This window comes from Kitasatospora sp. NPDC101176, from assembly GCF_044768035.1.
GTDB lineage: Bacteria > Actinomycetota > Actinomycetes > Streptomycetales > Streptomycetaceae > Kitasatospora.
This window is the reverse complement of sequence record NZ_JBIWPA010000013.1, coordinates 56,795-80,578: the sequence shown is the minus strand read 5'-3', so window position 1 is coordinate 80,578 and position 23,784 is coordinate 56,795. Positions and strand designations below refer to the sequence as shown.

The following is a 23,784-nucleotide window of genomic DNA, read 5'->3' as shown; positions in this document are numbered from 1 at the left end:
TCCGCCAACGGCCGCCACGAACCGTCGAACACGGTCGAAGACCGTCGAGGAACACCGAGGAGACCGCGATGCCGGGAGGCAGGCTCACCCAGCAGGAACGCCAGCAGATCGCGCTGGGGCTGGCCGACAGCCTCCCCTACGCCGAGATCGCCCGGCGCCTGGACCGCCCGACCTCGACGGTCACCCGTGAGGTGATGCGCAACGGCGGCCCGACCTCCTACCGCGCCGACCTGGCCCACCGCGCCACCGAGCACCGCGCGCACCGGCGCCGGCCCGTGGCCCCCCGGGGTCCGGAGTCCGGCCCCCAGCCGGACGGGCGCGACCCCGAGGCCGTGCGCGAGTACGAGGAGTCGCTCACCACCATCCTCATGCACTCGGGCCTGCCCAAGATGACGGCCCGGGTGCTGGCCTGCCTCTACACCACCGACGCGGGCAGCCTCACCGCCGCCGACCTCGCCCGGCGCCTGCAGGTCAGCCCGGCGTCCGTCTCCAAGGCGGTCACGCTCCTGGAGGGCCTGGAGCTCATCCGCCGGCAGCGCGACGAACGGCGCCGCGAGCGCTACATCGTCGACGACGACCTCTGGTACCAGTCGATGATCCGCAGCGCCCGGGACAATGCCACGTTCAGCGAGGCCGCCCGACAGGGCGTCGGCGTCCTCGGTCCCGGCACCCCGGCTGCCACCCGGCTGGAGAACGTCGCCCGCTTCCTCGACTTCGTCTCCGAGGGCATCGTCCGCGCCGCGGAACAGGCCCGTGACGTGCTCTACACCAGGCCCGAAACTCCCCAGGCCGCCGCCGACGCCGGCACCCCGGCCGCCGCCACCTCCGGCACGGCGGCCGACTCACCCGCCACCGCCGGGCCCGGCCCGGTCCGCGGCTAGGCGATCTCGTTCGGAGCATCGCATCATCGGATCGTCAGATCCGGTGTGTCGTCGACCGGTGCTCCGTGGGCCCGGACCTGGCCGTCCGAGGCGGCCCGGTGCCGTGCCTCGGTTCCGAGCAGGGCGGCGGCTTTCAGGGTCTCCGACCAGCTGCCCGTTCCGAGTTCCTCCACGGGGCGCAGGAGGTCGGTGGCCTTCTCGGCGCAGGCCAGCGCCGACGCCGCGTCGCCCGCCGCCCCGCCCGCGCCCCCCGAAGGGGTCGGTCAGCGCGGCGCGGTCGGTGCCTGCGGTCGGGCGCGGATCACCTCGCTCGGCGCCTGTGCACCCATGATGGTGTCCAACAGGTCCTGGGCGGAGGCGAGTTCGTCCATCTGCCGGGTGATCCGGGTGCGCTCCCGGGCTAGGCCCGCGAGCAGCTCCGGGCAGGTCGGGCCGGGGCGGCGGTGCCCCGGGGACGGCAGGCCCGGGAGGACCTCGGCGATCGTGGCGCTGTTGAGTCCTGCCGCGAACAGGGTGCGGATGGCGTGCACGGCGTCCACGTCCCGTTCGTCGTACTCGCGGTAGCCGCTGGGCCGGCGCTCGGGGCGGAGCAGGCCCTGCTCCTCGTAGTAGCGCAGGGCGCGCGGGGTGGCCCCGGTACGCCGGGCGAGCTCTCCGATCTGCATCGTGGCACCTCCGTGGTCGGGCGACGGTCTGTCGGTCCATCGGTCTGTCGGTCCACCGGGCCTGCCGGGGCCGTCGGTTCGGTGGGTCCGGGCCGCCGGACCCGGACGTCCGACTTGACCCTGCCGCCGGCGTGAAGGTCTAGCGTAACCGCCATGCCGAACCGACGATCTTCCTCAACCACCCCTTTCCGTACCGACGTTGCCGTGCTGGGCCTGGGCCCGATGGGGCGGGCGCTGGCCGGGGCCCTGCTGGCCGCGGACCATCCGGTCACCGTGTGGAACCGCACGCCGGGTCGGGACGCCGACCTGCTCGCACACGGCGCCCGATCCGCCGTGAGCCCAGCGGCCGCGGTGGCGGACGCCCCGCTCGTCCTGCTCTGCGTCCGCGACCAGACGGCCGCCCGCAGCGTCCTGGACGCCGCCGGTCAGGTGCTGCGCGGCCGGACCGTCGTCAACGCCACCTCCCTCGCCCCGGACGACGCCCGGGCCAACGCCGCCGACGCCGAGGCCCGGGGGCTGCGCCTCCTGGACGCCGCGATCCTCACCCCGACCGCGACCATCGGCACCCCCGGGGCCACGATCCTGGTCAGTGGCGACCCGGAGGCCCACGCCGCGCACGGCGCCACGCTCCGGGCCCTGGGCACCGTCCACCACGTGGGCTCCGACCCCGGACGGGCGGCGGCCTTCGACGCGGCCCTGCTCGACCTGTTCTGGACCACCGTGCACGGCTACGTCCACGCCCTGGCCCTGGCCCGTGCCGAGGGCATCCGCGGCGCCGAACTCGCCCCGTACGCCCAGGGGCTGCCGCTCCTGCTGCCTCCCCTGATCGAGGACTTCGCCCGCCGCGCGGACGACCGCCACCACCCGGGCGACCGCAGCAGCGTGGCCTCCGCCGAGGCCGGGCTGGCCCACGTCGCCCACACCGCCCGGTCCCGCGGCCTCGACACCTCCGTCCTCGACGCCGCCCTCGCCCTCACCCGGCGGGCGGTCACGGCCGGCCACGGCCCGGAGGGGGTGTCGTCCCTGGTCGAACTGCTCGCCGGCTGAGCCCGCCTCGGCGCCGGTCCCGGTGACCGATCCCCCGACGGCAACGCAACGGGGGAGGGCCCCGTGGGCGGGGTCGAAGCTCCTACGGTTCGTCAAGCCGCTCGGGCTGCGGGACGAGACTCCGGCGGGACCATCGGCGGGGGGTTCCTGACGTGTTGAACCGGACCCAGACACTCGGCCTGCCGCCATGGCGGTCAGGGTGCCGGTCGGCAGGGGCTCGCGGTGTTTCCTGCCGCCTGGGCCCCCGAGGGATTGCCCCGCGGCCCACGCTGCAGAACCCCGGGCTCCCGGCGGCCGTGCTCGCCGCGATCGCTGCGGGCCCGACGACCGCCATCGGGACTCCCGGCCAGGCCCGGACGTCCGCGACGGCGGTCTCGTCGTCCCCGGTGACCTCGACCACGACGCGCCCTGATCGTCGACCACCGCATCGTGCACGGCCCGCTCGACGACCACCTCGCCGGCACCGCCCGGCCGGTCGTGCCCGGCGACCTCGTCCTGCGCCACCTCGTCCCTCCTTCCCCGGACGCGGGGCGGGAACGGGGGAGGGGTGATCATCGGGGCCCGGGAGTGCGTGACAGGCTGCTGCGCATGGTGATCGGTGATGCGCCGCTGGACGGCGACGGGGTGGTGGACGAGGTGTCGGGCGGGGCCCGGGGTGAAACGCGGGATGAGTCAGGCCGTGAGGCGTCGGGTGAGTCAGGCTGTGAGACGCGGGGTGCGGTGTTGACGGTGTGTCCGGAGCTGACGGACGCCGAGCTGAACGAGCTGTTCGGGATGTCGTGGCCCGGGCACCGGCCGGTCCCGTTCGCGCCGGTGCTGTCGCGCAGTCTGGCGTGGGTCGCGGCACGGCGGGGCGGCCGGCTGGTCGGCTTCGTCAACGTGGCCGGCGACGGCGGCCTGCACGCCTTCGTCCTGGACACGACGGTGCATCCGGACGAACGCCGACGGGGGCTCGGCGTGCGGCTGGTGCGGGCGGCCGCCGACGAGGCGAGGGCCCGCGGCGCCCAGTGGCTGCACGTCGACTACGAGCCGCACCTGGAGTCGTTCTACGCCCGGTGCGGGTTCCGGCCGACCACCGCCGGACTCCTGCAGCTGTGACCGGCCGGTGCCCGCGCCCGGGCCCGCCCCGTGCCCGGCCCCGCCCCGTGCCCGACCCCGCCCCGTGCCCGACCCCCGGGTCAGCCCATGGTGGCGGGGCCGGGCGGGAGGTGCACGGTCATCACCAGGTGGCAGGGGCCGGTGCCCGCACCGCGGTAGGTGTGGGCGGCGTCGCCGTCGAAGGTGGCGGTCTGGCCGGCCTCGACGGTGTACTCGGTGCCGTCGACGACCAGGGTCAACCGGCCCGCGGTGACGTTGACGGTCTCCACGACCCCGGCCTGGTGGGGGTGGCTGGGGTACTCCTCGCCCGGTTCCAGGCGCCAGCGCCAGACCTCGACGGGGGCCGGCCCGGAGGTCGTGAGCATGAGCCGGGCCTCGCCGCCCCGCTCGCCGGTCCACAGCGGCGCCACGTCCTCGGCGGCCACCACGCGCACCCGGCCCTCGGCCCGGCCCTGCATCAGGGCGGACACGGAGATGCCGAGGGTGTCGGCGAGGCGGACGAGGGTGGCCAGGTTGGGGTTGCCCTGGGCCTTCTCCAGCCCGACCAGGGCACCCTTGCTGACCTGGGCGCGCCGGCTGAGCTCCTCCAGGGACAGGCCGGCCCGGGTGCGGGCCGCCCGGACGTTGTGCGCGACCGTCCGCAGGGCCGCCGCTGTCTCGGTCACCTGGCCACCTTCCTCACGTTCCTCGCGTAGACCATTCCGCTGCACCGTGCGGTCACTCCGTTGGTGCCGTGCGGTCGATCTGTTGTACGTTGTGGTCGTTCCACTGACATCGTAGGGGATGCACCGTGATCGCTCTGCTGCTGGCCCTGGGCAGTTCCCTCGCCTACGGGTGTGCCGATTTCTTCGGCGGCCTCGGCGCCCGCAAGGCCCACGTACTGCGGACCGTGCTGATCGCCGCCCCGGCCAGCCTCGCGGTCGAGCTGCTGCTCTGGCCCGTCCTCGGCGCCTCCTTCGACGCCGGAGCCGTCGGCTGGGGCGCGGCCTCGGGCGTCGCCTCGGCCGCTGCGTTCGCCCTGCTCTACCGGACGCTGGCGATCGGGCCGATGAACGTGCTGTCCCCGGTGACCGCGCTGGTGTCCGCCGCCCTGCCCGTCGCGGTCGGGCTGCTGCAGGGCGAGCACCTCGGCGCCGCCGGGCTGGTCGGCCTGCCGCTCGCGCTGCTGGCCGTCGTGCTGGTCAGCGCCGGACACGGCGCCGGCGCGGCGCGCCCCTCCCGCACCGCGCTGCTGCTGGCCTTCGGGGCGGGCGCCGCCATCGCCCTCCAGCTGGTCTGTCTGCACCAGGCTCCCTCGGGCAGCGGCGTCGGCCCGCTGATCGTCGGCCGGGCCGTCTCCTCCGCGGTCACCCTGGCCGCGGCCGCCCTGCTGCGCCGCAGGCTGGGCACCGAACGGCCCGCGTACGCGCTGTCGGCCGCGGCCGGCGTCCTGGACTCCGTGGCGAACCTGCTCTTCCTGCTCGCCGTCCGCAGTGGCGACCTCACCGTCGTCGCCGTGGTCACCGCCCTCTACCCGGCCGCCACCGTCCTGCTCGCCCGCGCCGTCCTCGGCGAGCGGATCCACCGCGGCCAGCTCCTCGGCCTGGGCGTCGCGGCCCTCGCCGTCAGCCTCCTCGCCCTGGCCTGACCCCGGCTCCCGAGTCCTGGCTCCCGACTCCTGACCCCGGCTCCCGAGTCCTGGCTCCCGACTCCTGGCCGCCGCGCCCCGAACCGCGCCCTGAACCGAGCCCCGCCGCCCCGCCGCCCCGCGAGCCTCCACGAAACGGACCCCCCGTGCCCGACTTCCGCCTCGACCCCGCCGTCGCCGACGCCTTCCCCGACGCCCGCGTCGCCCTGGTCACCGCCACCGGCCTGCGCGGCCGCGACCCCTGGCCCGACACCGAAGCCGCCCTGGCGGACCTGGAGCGGCAGGTCGCCGACGGCACCTGGCAGCCCGCCGACGAGAGCGACCCGCGCATCGGGGCCTGGCACCTCGCCTACCGTTCCTTCGGCACCAACCCCCGCCGGGTCCGCCCCAGCGTCGACGCCCTCGGCCGCCGCCTCGCCAAGCGGGGCGCCCTGCCGCGGATCAACCCGGCCGTGGACTCCTACAACGCCGTCTCCGTCCGGCACGGCCTGCCCGCGGGCGCCTTCGACCTGGACCGGGTCACCGGTGACGTCGTCATCCGCCGCGCGGACGGCACCGAGGCCTTCACCCCGCTCGGCGAACCCGGCACCGTCGAACACCCCGCGCCCGGCGAGGTCGTGTACGCGGACGCCGTCGGCGTGCTGACCCGCCACTGGAACCACCGGGACGCCCACCGCACCCGCGTCACCGAGGACTCCAGCCGCGTCGTCTTCCTCCTCGAGACCCTCCACGCCTCCCGTGACGGCCGCCTCCTCGAGGCCGCGGTCGGTCGACTGCGGGGCCTGCTCGCCCCGCACGCCGACCACACGGCCGTGCACCACCTCGACCCGGCCCGCCCGCAGGCGTCGGCCTGAACCGGAGCGCCCCGGCCCCGGCCGTCCGGAGCGGCGGACGCCGGCCCGGGCTCCTCGCCCGCCCGCACCCCCGCGGCCCGTGCCGCACCCCGGGCCCCGCCCCGACTTCAAGAACCGCATCCTCGCCGCCTTCGCCGGCGGCATCGCCGACCGCCCTGCCGCCACCTTCGGCAACGTCAAGGCCGACGTCCTTTCGTCGAGGTCATCCGGGGCTCCGCCTGGCCCGAGTAGGCCCGGGGTTCGGTCGCGGTCCTGGTTGCGGTCCAGTCCGGTCGGTCGCGGGCGCGGTCGCGGTCCGGCCGGGCCCCGGGCCGGCGCCCGGGACCGGGGCCGCCACCGCACTGCCGAGCCTCCGTCACCGACTTTCGACGGTGGTCGAACTAGGCTGATTCGTGCCGTTTCCCCGTGCACCGCTCGCGCCGGTGGCACACTGAGGTGTCCATGACGAAGCCCGAGCCGGGGTGTCGTCACCGGGAGGGCCGGCACGCCCGGACCGACGGTCGGTCCACGGAAGGTCTGCCTGCGGATGGTCAGCCCCGCCGGGGCCGGGAATCCGCACGCCGGACCGCCGCCGGACGGGCCCCGCCCGGCCGCCTCCCGTCGCCCGACCGCCGCACCGGCGGCGACCGGGACCCCCGACGCGCGAAGGAGCACCTCCTTGACCACTCACCCCAGGTACGGGGCAGGCCCGCGGACCTTACTGGCCCTGATCGCGGCGCTCTGCGGGATCCTCGGCGCCACCACCGTCGCGGCGACCCCCGCGGCGGCGGCCGACCAGCGCCACGCGATCTACGCCATCGCCCACCGGGTCGACACCCTGGACGGCGTGGACGCCGCCCTCGGCCACGGCGCCAACGGCATCGAGATCGACGTCTGCGCCTGGTGGAACCCGAACGAATGGCGGGCGTACCACGACTGCTCCTCCGCGGGCGACAACCGGTACGGCCCCAGCTTCGACAGCATGATCGACCGCATCCTCTCCAACGCCAACGCGGGCCGCCGGCTGAGCCTGGTCTGGCTGGACATCAAGGACCCCAACTACTGCGGGGAGCAGCCGAACCGCACGTGCAGCGTCGCCGGTCTGCGCGACAAGGCGCAGCGGCTGACGGCCGCCGGCATCCAGGTGCTCTACGGCTTCTTCGAGTACCACGGCGGCAACACCCCGGACGTCGGCGGACGGGGCTGGAAGAGTCTGGAGGGCCGGCTCGGCCCGCTGGAGGGCATCACCACCACCGGCACCCGTGACCAGGCCCAGGGCGCCTTCGACCGGTCCGGCTCGGGCTTCCCGACCGGCCACCGGGCGATGGACTACGGCGACAGCGACATCACCAAGGGCTTCGGCAACTGCACCGAGGCCACCTACAACACCTGTGCGGAGCTGAAGAAGGGCGCCGCCGACCGCTCGGCGGGGCGGCTCGCGGCCACGCTGTCCTGGACGACCACCTACAACGACCCGTGGTACGTCGACAAGCTGCTGGGTGACGCCCGCGTGGACGGCATCATCGCCGGGTACGGCGCCTTCACCGGAGTCCGCGAGTACGACAACGGCTGGCAGTGTGCCAACGCCGTCAACCTCGTGCGCGACTGGGTGAACCGCCACAGCTCCACCCACCGCATGGCCACCAGCGGCGACCGTCTCTTCAGGTAGCGGTCGGCCCAGGCCGCCGGCCCCTTCGTGGAGGTCTCCTCCCGGAGATCCCCGCGCAGGGGCCGGCCGGGCGCCCGCGGTCGGGGACTGGCCGGGGGCCGTTCAGGGCCAGCGGTCGGGCCCGGCGAGCGGACCCCGCCCCGGGCGCGTCGGCCCCTCCTGCGCCGCAGGCGCTCGTACTCCTCGGGGCCCGTGACGAACCGGCAGGCCCCGCTCGCCCGGTCGACGACCACCGGGAAGGCCCCGCCGAACCCCCGCACCCGCCCCGCGACGGGGTGGGGCGCGGCCCGGAACGCGAACAGGTGGGAGCCGTCCAGGGCGAGCCCCGGTGCGGGGAAGACCTCGCAGCCGAGCTCCTCCCAGCGCGCCACCCTCGCCCGGAGGAAGGCCTCCGCGAGCACCCGCGCCCGCTCGACGTCCAGGTCGGCCGCATCGCCCAGGCCGGTCACACCGGCGGCGCCGGCGGCGTGGGCCGCGTCGGCCGTGTCCGCCACGTCAGTCCCCGTCCCGGTCCGTCGTTCCGCCGGTGCCGGGGTGGACGTGCACCGTCCCGGCCTGGATCACCATTCCGTGGACGGTGCCGCTCAGCTCGTTGCGGACCCACACCCCGCCGGTGCCCTGCCGCCCGGCACCGGGCGTCCCGATGCCCGTGCCGGTGCCCGCGCCGGCCGCAGTGCTTGCCCCGGGATCCGCCTCCCGCAGCGCGGCGCGTCGGAGGTCCAGCAGCTCCCGGGTCGGCAGACGAAGGGCGCGCGCCAGCGCCGCGACGGTGTCGGCCGTCGGAACGGGCCCGCCGACCCGCAGCGCCTCGTGCACGGTGGTGCGGCCCAGCCGAGCCCGGGCGGCCAGCTCGGTCACGTCCAGCCCGGCCAGGGCCCGGCCGTCGGCCAGGTGCCTGCGCAGTTCGGCGAGCGGGCCGTCGCCCGCCCGCCCGGTGTCCTCCTCGTACGGCATCTCCACCCCCAGGACGGTGTGCTCGACGGTGTTCGTCCTCGTCCGTGCGCACCACGGCGAACACCGCTCCCGGAAGCGTAGGGCACGTCAACACCCCACCGCCTCAAGGGAGACCGCCGTGACCGGGCTCGCCCCCTACTGCCCGCCGTCGGCCTGCTCGTCGACGAGGTATATCCGCTTGCCGAGTTCGGCCGCCGCCCGGTCCAGGTCGGCCCAGAGGTCCAGCCAGACCCGGTCCTTCCGCTCCCCGGGCCGGTCGAGCCGGACCGCGACCCAGCTGAAGACGCCGGTGAGGACGTCCCGCTCGCGTCCGGGGGCGGTGACGGCCAGGGCGAAGGAGACGGCCAGCCCGGCCCGCCGGACGATCATCAGGTCGTCGCGTTCGGGGCTGCGCGGCCCGCCGGTGAGGTAGCGCGGATCGTCGATGATCTTGACCCACTCCACCACCGCTCCCGGCGCCTGGCTGGTCAGGCAGTCCACGATGGAGCCGCGCACCGCGGCGGCGGGGTCGCCGAGCCACTCGAGCCAGTGGTCGGAGTCGGTGAGCCTGGAGAAGTCGTCCTTGGGCGGGCCGTAGCCCGGGTTCTCCTCGAACTCGCCGGTCAGCCTCCCGTCCGGACCGACCCGCCAGACGCCCCGGACGGCCTCGGCCGGAACGTAGCCGTCGGGATCGCCGATGTAGGCGTAGTCGATCGCCGCGATCGACCCGCCGGGGTTCGCCGCGGCCGCCGCGACGAGTTCGGGCGGAGGTGACTGCAGGATGCGCCGCTGCTCGGCCGGGATGTCCCCCATGGTGCTGCCAACCCCTTGCCGTGTCGTCGGCGGTCACCGCACCTCGTCCGGGCGGGCCTGCCGTTGATCAGGAATGCTCCCACGGGCGGTGCGGGGTGGTGGGAGCCGGTGCGCGGGGTCGGTGCGGCGACGGTGGGCGGCTCGCGCCCCGGGCCCGGTCGTGTCACGTCGCCCGCGCCACTGCAGAATCCGTCGAGCAGCCGGAATCCTCGGCTGCTCGGACCGGCCCTGTTCGGACCGGCCCTGTTCGGACCGGCCCTGTTCGGACCGGCCCTGTTTGGACCGGGCGGGGCCGGGCGGGGCCGGGCGGGACTCTCACCCCGACCGAATCCGGCCGGCAGTCGGATCCGGAATCGAAACGCCCCCTTCCCGTCCCGTGGGGGGAATTCCTGCGGCGTCGTCGATTCAGCCGCCGAACGCGAAAGCCGACGGACCCTCGAATGCGGATGCGGAAAGTCCGCCGTACGGCGAAGCGCCCGCCCCGCCGCCCCGGGTGGGGAGCGGCGGTGCGGGCACGGTGCGGGCGCCGGCCGTCAGACGGTCTCGTAGTGCCAGCGCGAGCAGGCGCCGTTCGAGCGGCAGATGCGCCAGGCCAGGCTCTGCCCCCACATGTAGCTGGGGTTGGGCTCGTCGCGCCAGCTCCCCTTGCCGTTGTAGTTGGGGATGGGGTCCTGCGAGACGCCGTTGACCTTCCACTGCACGTAGGGGTACTGGCCGTCGGCCTCGGTGTCGCCGATGCCGAACATGTGCCGGTTGGGGTCGTGGTAGCCGTAGGCGCCGTAGACCCAGTCGTTCTCGGCGCTGGCCGTGCCGACGCTGGCGACCGTGGCGGTGAGGGCGAGCAGGCCGACGGCCGCGATTTTCCTGAGACGCATGAGGGATCCGTTTCTCCGAAGGCGAGTCGGGGACGGTTCAGGCTTTCGGTGCAAGCCTCGCCCACCGGCGGATCGGCTGACTTGTAAAAACGCGAACGGCCTTGTTGTTTTGGCGAGTTAGGGCTGCCCGAACAATTCGCGATGGGTATATGTCGGGACGTGCTGCGGTCGTTTCCGGCACGATGGCCCGGTGAATTCTCCCCGTGCTCGTCAGCAGCCCCTCGCGCCCCGCGCGGCGACGTCCCTCCCCGCCGCCGGGGGGTGGTGACGTGCTGCCCCACGTCCACCGGATCACCAAGTACGACCCCGCCGACCGGGACGATCGCGGCGCCTACGCCGGGACGCTCGACCCGGTCAGTGACCACGGCCCCGTCGAGGCCGCCTACCTCGCGGCGATCGCCGCCTTCGCCGAGGAGAGCGGGGTGCGGCACCTGGAGGTCCGTGAGCCGCAGGTCGCGCCCGGCTTCACGCACTTCGGCCTGGAGCCCCCGGTCGAGGGCCACGGCCTGGCCGGCCTCTTCCCGCCCGACCTCACCGGCTACCACGACGGGGCCCGGGTGCCGCTGCCGGTGGCCCTGGAGCTGGTGCGGGCCATGCTGCGGGACAGCGGCGCCTGGTGCCGCCTGGAGGCCGAGGGCGCCTTCGCCGTCCACGTCGGCTGGGACCAGTACGTGTACGTGGGCAGCGCCCGGCCCTGCCCGGCGGCGGTGGCCCGCACCCGCGCGCTGGGGCTCTTCCCGGAGCCGGAGGACGCGTCCCCGTACGACGTCGAACCGGACGGCCGGGGCGAGCGGCACCCGGCCGACGATGCCTTCTGGGCCCGGGTGCGGCGCAGCATGGCGGCGGGCCGGGCGGCGCTGCTGGAGGAGGTGCACGTCGACAACGCCTCGCGCTGGCACCGGCTGACGGAGGGCTCCGTCGCCGCGGTGAGGGCCGGACTGGCCCCGCGGGCACGACTGGCCGTCTGGCCGGACCTGTCCCCGGACGTCGCCGGCGTGCTGGCCGCCGCCCTCACCGGCGAGGACTCCCTGGTCGAGGTCGTCTGGGAGGACCGGGACGGCCGCATCACCGGGGTGGTCGTCGACGAGGACGAGTTCGCGGCCGTCGCCGCCCGGATCGCCGACGCACGGGCCGCCGCCGTCCTGTCGGTGTACGTCGACGAGCGTGCGCCGCTGCTCACCGCAGTCCTGCCGGACCCCGACGGCGTGGTGCGGGCCCGCTGGAGCACCGTACCGATCCCGGGCGGCGGGGACCGGGACGGGGGCGGCGACGGGGGCCGGGGCGGGGGCGGAGCCGTGGGTGCGTGCCCGTAGTGGGGCGTCGGCCCGAGACACCCCTGGCGCCCCGGGCGCCGCCCCGGGCGGCGCCCGGACCTCCCCCGACCGCCCCCGCCTCGCCCCGACCGATCCGGTGGTGGCGCGACCGGCCCGCCCCGGGCCGCCGTGGGTGCCGGCTACCCGGTGGTGACGGTGCGGGTGCCCGTCCGCTGCAGGTGGGCGTCGATCAGGGCGAAGGTGGCCTCCGGCTGTTCGACGTGCGGCAGGTGGCCGGCCTCCTGGACGACCTCGAGTCGGCCGTTGCCGAACGCGCCGGCATAGGCCGCGCCGTAGGCGGGCGTGACGACGCGATCGCTGGCGCCCCAGAGCAGGAGGGTGGGCACCTGGACGCCGCCGAGCCGCTGCAGCAGCTCGGGGTCGTGCATGTAGGGGTCGCCGGCGAGCAGGCGCATGGTCGCGGCGTTGGCCTGCCTGCGGGCGAGTTCCTCGGCCGGGAGGTCGGCGACGTGGTAGCGGTCCGGGTCGTGCCAGGAGAGCTCGGCGAGGCCGCGGGCGTCGAGGGCGGAGACGTCCGCAATGGGTTCCGTCTCGACGTGCACGCCGACCGCGTCGATCAGGACGAGGCCGGTGATGATTCCGGCGGTGTCGCGCACGGCCATCTCCGCGGCCGTCCAGCCGCCGAGCGAGGAGCCGACGACGAGGACGTCGCGCAGCGCTCGGTCGTGCAGGAGCCGCAGGTAGGCGCGGGCCAGGTCGTCGATGCCGGTGAGCCATGCGGGGCGGGGGGATCCGTCCCATCCGGGGTGCACGGGCGTGATGGTGCGGGTGGTGCGGGAGAGGTGTCGGGCGAGGCCGGCGACGGTGGCGGGGCCCCCGCCCCCGTGGAGGACGAGGACGGGCCTGCCGGTCCCGGACTCGTCGAGCCGGAGGGGGAGGTCCGAGGGCGGGTCGGCGGGTGCGTGCGGGGTGTCTGTGGGCATGCCTCCACTGTAACTAAATATCTTTATATAAGCTAGCTTGGTCGTTCGGTAGACTCCCCCCATGCATGATGAGCTGCAAGAACTCGGCAGGGCGGTCAAGCAGGCCCAGTACCGGCAGCACCGGGCGCTCGACAGTGCGCTCTCGGCCACCGGCACGACCCTCGCCCAGTGGGACGCCCTGCGGGCGATCAGCCGATCGCCCGGCGCCTCGGGGCGCGAGCTCGCCACAGCGACCTTCCAGACCGAGCAGGCCTTCGGGGCGCTCGTCGGCCGCCTCACGGCCCAGGGCCTCGTCGACCGCAGGCCGGGGCACGGTCGGCGCCTGGAGCACCACCTCACCCCTGCGGGTGAGCAGGTCCTGGCGGCCGGTCACCAGGTCGCCGACGAGGTGCTCGCCGCGTGCTTCGCGCCCCTGCCCGATGCGGAGCGCACGACCCTGCTCACCCTGCTCCGGCGCCTCACGGAGGAACAGGGCGCGTGACCCGAGGGCCCCGGCCCCGGCCCCTCAGCGTTCGCCCAGCGCCTGCACCTGTGCGTACCCCGGCACCGGGCCGACCGGCGCGCCCGTCCGCACCGCCCTCGCCGCGTCGACGGCCGCACCCAGTGCGGCGCGGTAGAGCAGCGAGCCGAGGCTGACCCGGGCCACGCCGAGGTCGGCGAGCTCGGCGAGACCCGGACCCTCGGGCGACCAGAGGACGTTGAGCGGGGCGGTCAGCCGGCCCGCCAGCTCCGCGATGGCGCCGGGTGTGGCCAGCCCGGGCACGAACACGCCGTCGGCACCCGCGTGTTGGTAGGCGTCGAGGCGCCGGGCGGTCTCCGGGCCGGGGTCGGCCTGCCCGGTCCAGTAGGTGTCCGTACGCGCGTTCACGAACAGCTCCGGCACGGCCGCCTTCACCGCCGCGACCTTCGCCGCGTGGACGGTGACGGGACCGAGCGTGCCGTCCGCCCGGCCGTCCTCCAGGTTGATCCCCACCACCCCGGCCCGGGCCAACTCCACGGCCAGTGCGGCGACTTCCTCCGGGTCGTCGCTGAAGCCGGACTCCACGTCGACACTGAGCAGGAAGCCCCCGCGCCCGAGCCCGCGGGCCAGCCGCAGCGTCTCCTCACGGGTGGCGGCCGCGCCGTCGGGCAGGCCGGCCGCGGCCGCCACCCCGAGGCTGGTGGTGCCGATCGCGGTGAACCCCTCGGCGGCCAGGGCCGCCGCTGAGGCGTGGTCCCAGGCGTTCGGGAGCAGCAGCGGTCGGCCAGGCCGGTGGTGCAGGGCGGCGAACGGGGTCATCGTGATTCCTCTCCGAGAGCGGAGGCACCGTGCAGGATGCCGCCGGCGATGGCCAGGGCGTGCGCTCGGCCCGGGCAGATGCGGGGCGACGCCCCGAAGGTGAGCGGTTCGCGGTCCGGCTCCTGGGCGGCGACGAGGTCGAGCAGCACCGGCGTCCCGGCGGGCAGCGCGACCCCGGCCACGGCGGTGTCCCGGGCGGCGACCCGCCGCATCATCCGCACCGGCGGATCATCCCGCAGGGCAGCCTCCAGGCCCGTCCCCCGGCGGGCGTGCTCGACCAGAGCGGCCGTGGCCTCGCAGGCCTGGACGAGCAGACCGATCCGGTTCGCGGCCCGCTCCTGCCCGGCCCCTTCCCGTCCGGCGCTTTCCCGTCCGGCCCTTTCCTGGCCCGTGTCCTCCCGTCCTGCGCCTTCCTGCCCCGGGTCCTCCTGCTCGGCCCCCTCCTCCCCGCACCCCATCGCGGGCAGCAGCCTCGCCACCGCCGCGTCCGCCTCCGGATCGTCCGGCGCGTCCGCGAAGTACGCCCGCGCCACCAGTACCACGTCCCGCGCTACCGCCTCCGGCTCGGCCAGCCCGAGCTGCGCGGCGAGCGCCCGCACGACCCGCAGCCGCACGTCGGACGCACACTCGGTCGCCGCGGCCCGACGCAGTGCACCGGGGTCCAGCGAGGCGAGGTCGGCCTCGACCAAGGCCCGGCGCCGGGCGTGGACTTCGCCCGAGCCGAAGCGGGCCACCCGCGCCCGCAACCAGGCCACCCCACCCGCCGGCCCGTCCGCGGCCGGAGGCGGCACCAGGGATGCGTCCGCCAGGGCCGCGATCACGTCGTCGTAGCGGTCGAACACGATGGGTTCCGTCATGCCCGCCACGCTAGGAGCACGTCGTTTCGGCCCCGGTCGAACCGTTCCCGCGCGACCATGGGGGCATGTCGCTCGCCCGCTTCGCCGCCCTGCTCGCCGACCCCACCCGCGCCGCCTTCTGCACCGCGCTGCTCGACGGACGCGCCTGGACGGCGGGCGAACTGGCCCGGCACGCCGGCGTCGCGCCGTCCACGGCCAGCGAGCACCTGTCCCGGCTGATCGAGGGCGGCCTGCTGGCCGAGGAACGCCAGGGCCGGCACCGCTACGTCCGGCTGGCCGACCAGACCGTCGCCACCCTGATCGAGGACCTCACCGCCTTCGCGGAACGCGGCGCACCCGCACCGCGCACCCTGCGCGAGGCCACCCGGCTGAGCGCCGAGGCCCGTGCCCGGACCTGCTACGACCACCTGGCCGGCCGGCTCGGCGTGGCCGTCGCGGACGCCCTCCTCGACCGCGGGCTGCTCGCCGACGACGCCGGCCTCACCGTCACCGAGCACGGCCGCGCCTGGCTGGCCGAGCAGGCCATCGAGCTCCCGCCCCGTGCGGGCCGCCGGGGCGCCCGCCCGGTGGTGCGCAGCTGCCTGGACTGGACGGAGCGCCGCACCCACGTCGGCGGGGCCCTGGGCGCGGCGCTGTGCCGCACGGCGCTGGACCGGGCCTGGGTGGAACGGATCGGCTCCGGCCGAGCCCTGCGGGTCACCCCGTCCGGCACCCGGGCGCTGCACGACCTCCTCGGCGTCCGACCGGAGGAGACGGCCACCCGCTGACGCCCCGGCCCTCGGACGCACTTCACCGGGTGCTCGCCAGTCCCATCCCCTGGTAATTCGATGGCGCGAAGCGCACCCACCATCGACCCTGGTCACCGTGTCAGTGCCCAAGCACCAGATCCGCGCCCTCCATACGGCCACCACCGTGACGGTCTACCAGGCGTACGCGCCGGAGATCGGCCTGCCCGCCGCACTCGACGGCCGCGGCTTCCCCGCGGCCTGGCGGCGGGACCGGATGACGTGGATCAAGCCGTCGTTCCTCTGGATGATGTACCGCTGCGGATGGGCCGCCAAGGAAGGCCAGGAGATCGTCCTCGCGGTCGAGATCACCCGCGAGGGCTTCGAATGGGCCTTGGAGAATGCCTGCCTGTCGCACTACGAGCACGGGCTGCATCCCGACCGCGCCAGCTGGAAGCGCCGGCTCAAGCGTGCCCCGGCGCGCGTGCAGTGGGACCCCGAACGCGACCTGCACCTCCAGCCGCTCGCTCACCGCTCCCTGCAGCTCGGCCTCGCCGGTGAGGCCGCCGAGCGCTACGCGGACGAGTGGATCGTCTCGATCAGTGACGTCACCACGCTCGCCCACACGATCCGTGCCCACGTCAGGGACGGAGCCCTCGACGCCGCCCGCCGACTCCTCCCCGCAGAGAGCCCTTACCCGGCGGGCGACGGACTGCTGGCCCATCTGCGAGGCTGAGCCGCCACCCACGACCGGGGACTGTAGACCCCTCGTCAGCTCGCCCCGGGCCTCGGGATGGCGCTTCACGCGCAGCAGGTGGTCGAACACGACTGGTCGGACGTCAAGCCAGGAGCGTCGGGCGGAGGTCGGCCAGGTCGCGTCGGTAGGCGAGGGCGGCCCGGTCGTCGAGGCGGAACTCGTGCCGGAGCTGGAAGTCGTTGCGGGCGAGGACCGCCTGCGAGGCGGGGTTGTCGAGGGTGGTGGCGGCGGTGAGGAAGTCGAGGCCGTAGACGGTGGCGGCGAGCCGGCAGACCTCGGCGACGGCGGCGGAGGCGATGCCGCGACCGGTGGCGGATTCGGCGATGCGGTAGCCGAGTTCGGCGCCGCCCTCGGCGAGGTCGACCAGGTTGACGCGGCCGAGGAGTTCCCCGTCGGCGTCGCGCACCACGTGGAACCTGCAGGTGCCCCGGGTCTGTTCGGCGAGCAGGGCGGCGTGGCGGGCCGGGAACTCGGCGAAGTAGGCGTCGCCGCGGTCGGGGACGCTGCGGGCGAAGTGCGCGCGGTTGGCGCGCTCGAACGCCAGCAGGGCCTCGGCGTGGTCGGGACGCAGGAGTTCCAGCGTGGGCATCCGGCCAGTCTGTACCTCGGGGCTTCGGTGAACCACCGGATTTCCGGCCCGGCGCCGGACGCCGGGCCGGATGCGGGGCTGGACACTGCGCCGGACGCCGGGCCGCCGTCCGCGGTGGCGTCCGCCTCACCCGGTGGACGCAGCCCGTCCCGGAGGGAAGGCTCCGGCGAGGGATGTCCGCAATCACTTTGCCGTGAAGGCAATATGACGATCTGTCAATCGGGGATGTCCACGCCGGTCCCGAAGGCCAGGTCACCAGAACCGGGCGAGCGCACTGTCCTTGAACGGCTGCGGGGAGACGCTCATGTACCCGGAGAACGGCCGGTCGAGGACGATGACCAGGAGCAGGCTGAAGCCGACGAGCGCGGCCACCGAACCGACGAACAGCAGCCGCATCCGCTGGCTCCGGATGCCGTACAGGAAGGTGGTCAGCGTGATCACCACGGCACCGCCGAAGATCAGCACCTGCAGCAGGGTCGGCAGCTGGCCGTGGCTCACGGCGATCCGGGCCCGCCGCTGGGCGGCGACGTCGTTCAGGCTGTCCAGGGCCTTGGCGTAGAAGGCCTGTTCGGAGGGGGTTTCGGGCTGGTAGTCCGCGAGGGCCCCGTACATCCCGTCGAGCGCCCGGGTGGTCACCGCGGAGTCGCCCTTCCCGGCCCGCATCAGGGGCCACTGGTCCTCGACGACGGCGTGGACGTAGCCGTGGACGGCCGCGTACAGCGCCTCCCGGGTCGCGGGCGGGAAGGCCCGGGCGTCGCGGGCGATCTGGGACACCGCGGTCGCCTCGGTGGACACGACCCTGCCCGTGTCCTGCAGCTCGGTCCACAGGTTGACGATGACGAACGCCAGGATGATGCCGTAGATCGCGCCGAACATCCCCAGCACCACGCCGACCATCTCGTTGTGCTCGCCGTCCGCGAGCGCCGGGAACCGGCGCGCGGCCAGGACGCTGCCGGCCAGGGCCAGTAGCACGAAGCCCCCGACCACCAGCACCGCCAGGGGCGCGGCCGGGGTGTGGTTCAACAGCCAGAGCTCCACGGTGCTCCTCGACGGCCGGTCGGCCGGATGCGGTGGTCAGGGTGGCTTGCCGTGCTGGTCAGGCCAGGCCCGCGGCCCGGGGCGGGCTGCCGGGCCCACGGCCGAGGCTAACCCGCACCCGGGCGCGCGGCGCCGGAGAAACCCCGGGGCGTCCGTCAGCCGCCGCCCATCCCGCCCTGGGCGGCGACCATGGTCAGGTTCAGCCCGGACACCGCCCGGGCCAGCCCCGGGGCGGCCTCGACGGCGACCCGGTCGGTGAACGCGGCGATCCGGTCGGCGTGCTCCCTGCGGTCGTGGCGGGAGAGCACCAGCCGCAGGTGCCCGTGGGCGGCCAGGGCCGCGAGCGCCGCCTCCTCGTACGGCACTCCGGCGACGGGGGCGGTGCCGCGCACGAGCCCGGCCACCCGCACCTGGAGGTCCAGGGCCTCGCGCGGGTCCACCATCGCCACGGCGCGCCGCGGCGCGACCGGGCCGTAGGGGTCGCGGTCCGTCACGGTCATGACGCCGAGCACCGCGAGCCGTTCCTCGACGGCCTCCAGGGTGTCCTCGCGTCCGCGCTTGATCCACGACTTCCAGGTGCGCTGCTCGCCGCCCAGGTCGGCGAGCAGCGCGTCGAGCACGCCGTCCCCCGTGGGGTCGGCGCGGACGACCCGGACCCGGCCCCCGTCGTCCTCGGCGGCGGCGCCCCGGCGGGCGAGCTCGGCCAGGGCCGCGGCGCGCACCAGGAAGCCGGCGCGGGCGCGGTCCTGCAGGGTCCGGGCCTCGGTGTCGAAGGCCAGCAGGTAGGTGGCCAGATGCAGTGCTCGGCTCATGGCACCGACGATACGGCGCGCCCGACCGCCCGCCGTCAGCCCGCAGGACGGACTGCCCCTCCACCCGCAGGACCACCCGTCCGGCCGCCGTCCTCCTCCGGTCGGTACGTCCCGCGCGCCTGTCGTCCCGCGCGCCTGTCGTCCCGCGCGCCTGTCGTCCCGCCGGCCCCGGCGGTCAGGGAAACCCGGTTGACGCGCCGTGGAGCATGAGGGGGTGATCACCAGAGACCGCGCGGTCGCGCTCGTCGAAGCCGTGCTGACCCGCCAGCGGGAGGAGGTGCCGGCCGCATGGTCCTTCCCCGAGCTCGCCGTGGCCGGTGTGCAGGAGCACGAGGCCGGCTGGCTGCTGGCCGTGGACTCCGCGGCGTACGTGCGCACCGGCGACCTCAGCCTCCGCACCACCGGCTGGTGCGGCACGTACCTGGTGGACCGCTTCGACGGCGGCGTCCACTGGCTGTCCCCGCTCGCGTACACGGACGACTGGCAGGAGCGCTACCTGCGCCACACCAAGGGTGGCACCGGGCGCGACCCGCTGGTGATCGCGCTGCGCGAGGTCCTGCGCACCGGCGGCACGGCCGCCGCGATGCAGTACCTGCGCAGGCAGGCGCCCGCCCTCGGACTTCGGGAGGCCAAGGACTTCACCGCGGCCGTCGCTCGCGGGAAGCGCCCCGCCCCGGAACTGGTGCGCCTCACCTGGGCGGAGGAGCCGGACATCGAGACCCTGACCGGCCCCGTCACCTGAGCGACCGGACGCGCTCGGCGGCGCCCGCCGCGATCTGATGTACCGTCAAAACGCCTTCTTCGCAGCGGTCTACGCCCTTGCCGGTGCAGTCCCGCCTCGCCTAGGGTGCGGCCGGAGGACGACCGCACCGGGGCGGGGCAGGCCCCCGACCCGGCCGAACAGGGGGGAGACGGCCGTGGCCGACACGACCGACGGGATCGACGGCACGCTGCGCCGGATCGAGGCGCGACTGACCACCCGGGCCCGGACGATGATCGAGGACCGGGCGCGCCTGCCGCTCGGGGCACCGGCCCCCGCCCCGACCGACGCGCAGGCGCTGGACATCCTCAGATCCCGGCTGGAGATCGCGCGCTACGCCCACAACGAGGTCCGCCAGGGCGGCCTGATCTCCGACGGCAACCCCGATCTGCACCTCACCGCGCTGGCCGACTACGTCGCCGAGCTGCACGCCCGGATCACCGAGACCGAGACCACCGGTGCCCCCGTCGCCCAACTGAGGACCAGGCTCCAGCAGTGGTCCAACGCGGCGGGCCTGGAGTGCAGCACCCTGGTGGCCGCGCTGGTGGAGAGCCTGGTGGGGCGTGAGCGGGACCGCACCGCCGCCGCGGCCGCCGCCGCCCAGGCACTGGCCGCCCGCCAGGCGGCGGCCCGCCAGCCGCGGGTGCGCACCGACGAGGAGATCCTGCAGGACGCGATCCGCCGCAAGCGCGGCGAGGCCGGGCCCGGCTACGACCCGGCCGCGCGGCGGCTGCCCGGCGACGTGAAGTCGGTGCTGGTGGTGAACGGCGCCGAGTACCACGGCTCCAACGGCCGCAGCGAGAAGCTGTCGGCGGTCACCCTCGCGCTGGTGCCGCAGCTGGTCGACCGGCAGGAGAAGTGGACCGAGACCGGCTGCGCGGAGGTGTCGGCGCTCGACCGCTTCCTGGTCGCGGCCGGCCACACGACCGTCGCGGCCGCCAAGACCGCGATCGACCGGGGCGCGTTGCGGGGTGCACTGATCGGGACGGTGTGCCTCTACGACCGCAGCGCGAACAACCCCGGGACCTGGGAGGTCCGGATGCCCTGCCCGCAGTGCCGCCAGTGGCTGGCGTTGGCCGGGATCGTCGCATACGACAAGGACGCCCGGAGCTGACCGCCCCGGCGACGGGGCGGTGCCGCCGCCCCGTCGCCGTACCGTTGCCCGGCCGGCGCCCGTTCCGCCCCCGAGAGGTGCCCGCGATCTGCCCTTCCGGCCCTCGTGGGCACCACCGCCGGGCCCTAGTCTCGGCCGCTCCGGGGCCGGGCGGGAAGCGTGCCGGGTTCGAAACGTCCAGGGCGGTAGACGTCGACGTCCAGGGCGGTGAACGTCCAGGGCGGCAAGCGCCCGGCGGGAGGCGTGGAGGGCTGGGGAGCGTGCGGAAGACGGAGACACCCGCGGTCGCGCCGACACCCGAGGCGGCCCCGAGACGCCGCGCCCGGGGAACGGCGGCCCCGGAGCACGCCCCCGGCAGGGCGCCGCAGCCCGACGGACTCGGCGTGCTCCAGCGGACGGTGGGCAACGCCGCGGTGACGCGCCGGATCCAGCGGCAGCAGGACCCGGGGGCGGTCCGGGAGGAGGCGCGGCGCAACGCCGCCGACCCCACCGCGCACGGTGAGTGGGGCACGTTCCGGGCCATGATGGCCCAGGCGGGTTTCCCCGCGGACGTCACCGAGACGGCCTGGCAGCTCGTCCTCGGCGGCATCGCCGAACAGGGGCAGCTCAACGACGAGGCGATGGCGAAGTTCACCGAACGTCAGGAGCAGCGCGACTACCGCGCGTCGAACTCCTGGTACCAGGAGCTGGTGAGGGTCGTCGGCGACTACCTGGAGATCGACACGCCGACGCTGGCCCTGTGGTCGGGCGGCCGGGAGGTCAGCGACTACGCCCGCGCCAAGGGCCACACCCCGCTGGAGTCCACGCCCTTCGGCGGCGTGGTCGACAAGCTGTCCCTGACCCCGGACTGGCTGCTCAAGACGCCCATGTGGAACGTCCTGTCCAAGGCCTTCGTCAGCCGCGCCCGCGGCCCCGTCCACATCTTCCTGCGGGCGTACGACCCCGAGAGCGTCCTCATCGCGCAGGAGGTCCCGCAACTGCGCGTGGTCATGGCGCTGAACCCGGCGGTCAGACTGATCTGGCACCCGGTGTACTCCGATGCCGACGGCCGGCTGATGGAGGTCACCAACGACCTCGGGCTGACCTCCGACGCCTCCTACCCGACCCGGGACAAGTGCGTGCAGGTGCTCTACGACTACCTGCGGCTCGTCCACGACCCGGCCAACGCCCACTCCGGGCGCGCCCACGCGGAGATGAGCTCCCGCCTCGCGGCCAACGGCAACCCGCAGTAGCAGCGGGCCGCGCCGGGCCCCTCGGCGGCTTCCGTCAGCCGCCGCCGTCAGTCACCGCCGTCCGCCTGCCCGGTCCGCCAGGAGAACTCGATCTCCAGCTCGATCTCGCCGTCCTCCAGCTCGACCTCGATCTCGGTGCGCAGCTCGTCGGGGATCCGCAGCGTCAGCTTCCCGGGCCCGAGCTCCAGCTCGGCCTGGCCGCCGCGTCTGAGCGCGGCCGCCAACGCCTCCAGCTGATCGGCGGCCTCGGCACGCGACAGCGTGCGCTTCTGTTCGAACTCGAGGTCCTTCACGGGACGCCTCCCGGGACGGTGGAACAACAGGTGCCTCCCCATTCTCACGCCGCACCCCGCCGGCGGCCCGGCGGAGCCCGCCGGGCGCCCGGGAACCGGCCCGCGAGTGCGTCCGAAGAATTGCTCCTTTCGTCCTCGCCGGGCGGATCCGACGTTCGCCCGGCGCAATTCCGGCCGTGTGGTCCGCCAAGGGGCGGAACCTTCCCCTCCGGTGAATTCCGGCCCCGTGAAACCCCAGGTCAGGAGGCACTGTCAGTGCCTCCCCATAGTGTTGGAGCAACGTCGGAGGGGGCGCCGGAAAGGCGTCGAAAAGGCGTTGGGAAAGGGGTAGAACCATGTCCGCGAACAGGATCAAGCACAAGGTCAACCACGTTTCGCTGGTGGTCGACAAGTCCGGCTCGATGCGCCAGCACGAGGCGCAGCTGGTCCGTGTGGTGGACGAGTTCGTGAAGGGCCTTCAGGAAGAGTCCGACCGGCTCGGCCACGAGACCCGCATCAGCCTCTACGCCTTCGACCACGAGGTGCAGAACCTCGTCTGGGACATGGACGTCAAGCACCTGCCCTCCCTGAAGGGCCTCTACCGGGTCGACAACGGCGCGACGGCGCTCATCGAGGCGGCCGTGAAGTCCGTCGACGACCTGAAGAACATCTGGGAGGGCTACGGGGAGCACTCCTTCCTCCAGGTCGTCGTCACCGACGGAGAGGAGAACGCCTCCGGCTGCTCGGAGAGCGGCCAGATGCACACCCGCATGAAGGCCGGCCAGGGCGCCGCCGTCCTGCGCGCGTGGAAGGACCGCATCAAGGGCGCCCTGGACGACCTGCCCGAGCACTGGACGTCGGCGATCCTGGTGCCGAACTCCCTGGCCAAGCGCACCGCCCAGGAGTACGGCTTCCCCGCGGGCAACATCGCGATCTGGGACGCCGACTCGGGCAAGGGCGTCGAGGAGGCCATCGGCACCGTCAAGACCGCCGCCACGAGCTTCCTACGCGGCCGCGAGCAGGGCGTGCGCGGCACCAGGAACCTCTTCACCATGGGCCACGACCTCAACACCGCCGACGTCGCGGCCAACCTCGACGCCCTGGCCACCGGCAGCTACATCCTCGTCCCGGTCGACCAGCCGAGCCCGATCCGCGACTTCGTCACCCGCTCCGGGCACGCGTACAAGACGGGCTGCGCCTACTACGAGCTGTCCAAGCGGGAGAAGATCCAGGGCAGCAAGCAGCTCGCCGTGGCGGAGAAGGACCCGGCCACCGGGCAGATGACCGGCCGGGTGTTCTCCGGCCCGGCCGCCCGCCGGCTCCTCGGGCTGCCGGCCTCGGAGGTCACCGTGAAGCCGGGCGAGAACCCGGCGTACACCGTCTTCGTCCAGTCGACCTCCGTCAACCGGAAGCTGGTCCCGGACACCAAGCTGCTCGTCGTGCTGTAGCCGCGACGACCGCCCGTGCCGCCGGCCCGGTTCTCCGGGGCCGGCGGCACGGCCGGTCGCCGGGGCGGCGATGGCGGTGGTGATGGCGGTGACCGTGGCCTCGCCCGCCACGCCAATCGCCCCGCCGGCCCCACCACCCCCACGACTGGCGGAATGTCACGCTCCCGTCCCTGTCATGTCCTGACGACTGTGACGCCACCGGT

General features: G+C 74.8%; 26 protein-coding genes. 14 read left to right on the top strand and 12 right to left on the bottom strand.

The window, feature by feature from the left end; genetic code table 11:
* The first annotated feature begins 68 nt into the window (after positions 1-68).
* On the top strand, positions 69-881 hold the full coding sequence (locus ACIRS1_RS19765) for a helix-turn-helix domain-containing protein (RefSeq protein WP_402841416.1): 813 nt from the start codon (positions 69-71) through the stop codon (positions 879-881).
* A 263-nt stretch (positions 882-1,144) separates the two neighbouring features.
* Here the strand turns inward: ACIRS1_RS19765 and ACIRS1_RS19760 are convergent, their stop codons facing one another.
* On the bottom strand, positions 1,145-1,546 hold the full coding sequence (locus tag ACIRS1_RS19760; protein WP_402841414.1) for a MerR family transcriptional regulator: 402 nt from the start codon (positions 1,544-1,546) through the stop codon (positions 1,145-1,147).
* Between the two features lie 204 nt (positions 1,547-1,750).
* Here ACIRS1_RS19760 and ACIRS1_RS19755 point away from each other — a divergent pair, with 204 nt between their 5' ends.
* Together ACIRS1_RS19755 and ACIRS1_RS19750 are read left to right on the top strand one after the other, a co-directional pair.
* Complete coding sequence (locus tag ACIRS1_RS19755) at positions 1,751-2,593, top strand: NAD(P)-binding domain-containing protein (protein ID WP_402841411.1); 843 nt, start codon at positions 1,751-1,753, stop codon at positions 2,591-2,593.
* Positions 2,594-3,367: 774 nt separating this feature from the next.
* The gene (locus ACIRS1_RS19750) at positions 3,368-3,691 is read left to right on the top strand and encodes a GNAT family N-acetyltransferase (protein WP_360206578.1); all 324 of its coding nucleotides are present in this window, start codon (positions 3,368-3,370) and stop codon (positions 3,689-3,691) included.
* 80 nt (positions 3,692-3,771) lie between these two features.
* On the opposite strand, the gene ACIRS1_RS19745 is transcribed toward ACIRS1_RS19750, so the two are convergent.
* On the bottom strand, positions 3,772-4,356 hold the full coding sequence (locus ACIRS1_RS19745; protein ID WP_402841408.1) for a helix-turn-helix domain-containing protein: 585 nt from the start codon (positions 4,354-4,356) through the stop codon (positions 3,772-3,774).
* 125 nt (positions 4,357-4,481) lie between these two features.
* Between ACIRS1_RS19745 and ACIRS1_RS19740 the strand changes: the two genes are divergently transcribed.
* The 3 genes from ACIRS1_RS19740 (at position 4,482) to ACIRS1_RS19730 (ending at position 7,820) form a co-directional block, all read left to right on the top strand.
* Positions 4,482-5,318: an EamA family transporter gene (locus ACIRS1_RS19740; protein ID WP_402841406.1), complete on the top strand. Its 837-nt coding sequence runs from the start codon at positions 4,482-4,484 to the stop codon at positions 5,316-5,318.
* Between the two features lie 146 nt (positions 5,319-5,464).
* Entirely contained in the window at positions 5,465-6,172 is a 708-nt protein-coding gene (locus ACIRS1_RS19735) for a B3/4 domain-containing protein (RefSeq protein ID WP_402841403.1), read from the top strand.
* A 658-nt stretch (positions 6,173-6,830) separates the two neighbouring features.
* Positions 6,831-7,820 (top strand): phospholipase, encoded by a 990-nt coding sequence (locus ACIRS1_RS19730; RefSeq protein ID WP_360206421.1) that lies wholly within the window; start codon positions 6,831-6,833, stop codon positions 7,818-7,820.
* Between the two features lie 495 nt (positions 7,821-8,315).
* On the opposite strand, the gene ACIRS1_RS19725 is transcribed toward ACIRS1_RS19730, so the two are convergent.
* The 3 genes from ACIRS1_RS19725 to ACIRS1_RS19715 form a co-directional block, all read right to left on the bottom strand.
* Complete coding sequence (locus tag ACIRS1_RS19725) at positions 8,316-8,774, bottom strand: hypothetical protein (RefSeq protein WP_402841625.1); 459 nt, start codon at positions 8,772-8,774, stop codon at positions 8,316-8,318.
* 135 nt (positions 8,775-8,909) lie between these two features.
* Complete coding sequence (locus tag ACIRS1_RS19720) at positions 8,910-9,566, bottom strand: hypothetical protein (protein ID WP_402841400.1); 657 nt, start codon at positions 9,564-9,566, stop codon at positions 8,910-8,912.
* Between the two features lie 533 nt (positions 9,567-10,099).
* Positions 10,100-10,441: a hypothetical protein gene (locus ACIRS1_RS19715; RefSeq protein ID WP_402841398.1), complete on the bottom strand. Its 342-nt coding sequence runs from the start codon at positions 10,439-10,441 to the stop codon at positions 10,100-10,102.
* Between the two features lie 269 nt (positions 10,442-10,710).
* Here ACIRS1_RS19715 and ACIRS1_RS19710 point away from each other — a divergent pair, with 269 nt between their 5' ends.
* Positions 10,711-11,754: an RNA-binding protein gene (locus ACIRS1_RS19710; RefSeq protein WP_402841396.1), complete on the top strand. Its 1,044-nt coding sequence runs from the start codon at positions 10,711-10,713 to the stop codon at positions 11,752-11,754.
* Between the two features lie 140 nt (positions 11,755-11,894).
* On the opposite strand, the gene ACIRS1_RS19705 is transcribed toward ACIRS1_RS19710, so the two are convergent.
* Positions 11,895-12,698, bottom strand: coding sequence for an alpha/beta fold hydrolase (locus ACIRS1_RS19705; protein ID WP_402841394.1), 804 nt, complete (start codon positions 12,696-12,698; stop codon positions 11,895-11,897).
* Between the two features lie 61 nt (positions 12,699-12,759).
* Between ACIRS1_RS19705 and ACIRS1_RS19700 the strand changes: the two genes are divergently transcribed.
* On the top strand, positions 12,760-13,179 hold the full coding sequence (locus ACIRS1_RS19700; RefSeq protein WP_402841392.1) for a MarR family winged helix-turn-helix transcriptional regulator: 420 nt from the start codon (positions 12,760-12,762) through the stop codon (positions 13,177-13,179).
* Between the two features lie 24 nt (positions 13,180-13,203).
* Here ACIRS1_RS19700 and ACIRS1_RS19695 read toward each other — a convergent pair whose 3' ends face one another.
* Complete coding sequence (locus tag ACIRS1_RS19695; protein WP_402841389.1) at positions 13,204-13,977, bottom strand: isocitrate lyase/phosphoenolpyruvate mutase family protein; 774 nt, start codon at positions 13,975-13,977, stop codon at positions 13,204-13,206.
* Positions 13,974-14,834 (bottom strand): hypothetical protein, encoded by an 861-nt coding sequence (locus tag ACIRS1_RS19690; RefSeq protein WP_402841387.1) that lies wholly within the window; start codon positions 14,832-14,834, stop codon positions 13,974-13,976. The genes ACIRS1_RS19695 and ACIRS1_RS19690 overlap by 4 nt, the downstream gene beginning before the upstream one ends.
* A 65-nt stretch (positions 14,835-14,899) precedes the next feature.
* Between ACIRS1_RS19690 and ACIRS1_RS19685 the strand changes: the two genes are divergently transcribed.
* The gene (locus ACIRS1_RS19685) at positions 14,900-15,601 is read left to right on the top strand and encodes an ArsR/SmtB family transcription factor (protein ID WP_402841384.1); all 702 of its coding nucleotides are present in this window, start codon (positions 14,900-14,902) and stop codon (positions 15,599-15,601) included.
* Between the two features lie 97 nt (positions 15,602-15,698).
* A complete protein-coding gene (locus ACIRS1_RS19680) occupies positions 15,699-16,295 on the top strand; it encodes a DUF4291 domain-containing protein (RefSeq protein ID WP_402841380.1) in 597 nt (198 codons plus the stop codon).
* A 103-nt stretch (positions 16,296-16,398) separates the two neighbouring features.
* Here ACIRS1_RS19680 and ACIRS1_RS19675 read toward each other — a convergent pair whose 3' ends face one another.
* The 3 genes from ACIRS1_RS19675 to ACIRS1_RS19665 form a co-directional block, all read right to left on the bottom strand.
* The gene (locus tag ACIRS1_RS19675; RefSeq protein ID WP_402841377.1) at positions 16,399-16,905 is read right to left on the bottom strand and encodes a GNAT family N-acetyltransferase; all 507 of its coding nucleotides are present in this window, start codon (positions 16,903-16,905) and stop codon (positions 16,399-16,401) included.
* A gap of 252 nt (positions 16,906-17,157) precedes the next feature.
* Entirely contained in the window at positions 17,158-17,943 is a 786-nt protein-coding gene (locus ACIRS1_RS19670; protein ID WP_402841374.1) for a DUF4239 domain-containing protein, read from the bottom strand.
* Between the two features lie 155 nt (positions 17,944-18,098).
* On the bottom strand, positions 18,099-18,755 hold the full coding sequence (locus tag ACIRS1_RS19665; RefSeq protein WP_402841372.1) for a GPP34 family phosphoprotein: 657 nt from the start codon (positions 18,753-18,755) through the stop codon (positions 18,099-18,101).
* A 214-nt stretch (positions 18,756-18,969) separates the two neighbouring features.
* Between ACIRS1_RS19665 and ACIRS1_RS19660 the strand changes: the two genes are divergently transcribed.
* From ACIRS1_RS19660 to ACIRS1_RS19650, 3 genes are all read left to right on the top strand, one after another.
* Positions 18,970-19,497: a YrhB domain-containing protein gene (locus ACIRS1_RS19660; RefSeq protein WP_402841369.1), complete on the top strand. Its 528-nt coding sequence runs from the start codon at positions 18,970-18,972 to the stop codon at positions 19,495-19,497.
* Between the two features lie 175 nt (positions 19,498-19,672).
* The gene (locus tag ACIRS1_RS19655) at positions 19,673-20,629 is read left to right on the top strand and encodes a hypothetical protein (RefSeq protein WP_402841367.1); all 957 of its coding nucleotides are present in this window, start codon (positions 19,673-19,675) and stop codon (positions 20,627-20,629) included.
* Positions 20,630-21,012: 383 nt separating this feature from the next.
* Positions 21,013-21,861, top strand: coding sequence for a hypothetical protein (locus ACIRS1_RS19650; protein WP_402841365.1), 849 nt, complete (start codon positions 21,013-21,015; stop codon positions 21,859-21,861).
* A gap of 47 nt (positions 21,862-21,908) precedes the next feature.
* Here the strand turns inward: ACIRS1_RS19650 and ACIRS1_RS19645 are convergent, their stop codons facing one another.
* Positions 21,909-22,154, bottom strand: a complete 246-nt coding sequence (locus ACIRS1_RS19645; RefSeq protein WP_360206362.1) for an amphi-Trp domain-containing protein — start codon at positions 22,152-22,154, stop codon at positions 21,909-21,911.
* Positions 22,155-22,489: 335 nt separating this feature from the next.
* Between ACIRS1_RS19645 and ACIRS1_RS19640 the strand changes: the two genes are divergently transcribed.
* Positions 22,490-23,581 carry a VWA domain-containing protein gene (locus ACIRS1_RS19640; RefSeq protein WP_402841362.1) on the top strand — a complete coding sequence of 364 codons (1,092 nt, stop codon included), beginning with the start codon at positions 22,490-22,492 and terminating at the stop codon, positions 23,579-23,581.
* The last annotated feature ends 203 nt before the right edge of the window (positions 23,582-23,784 follow it).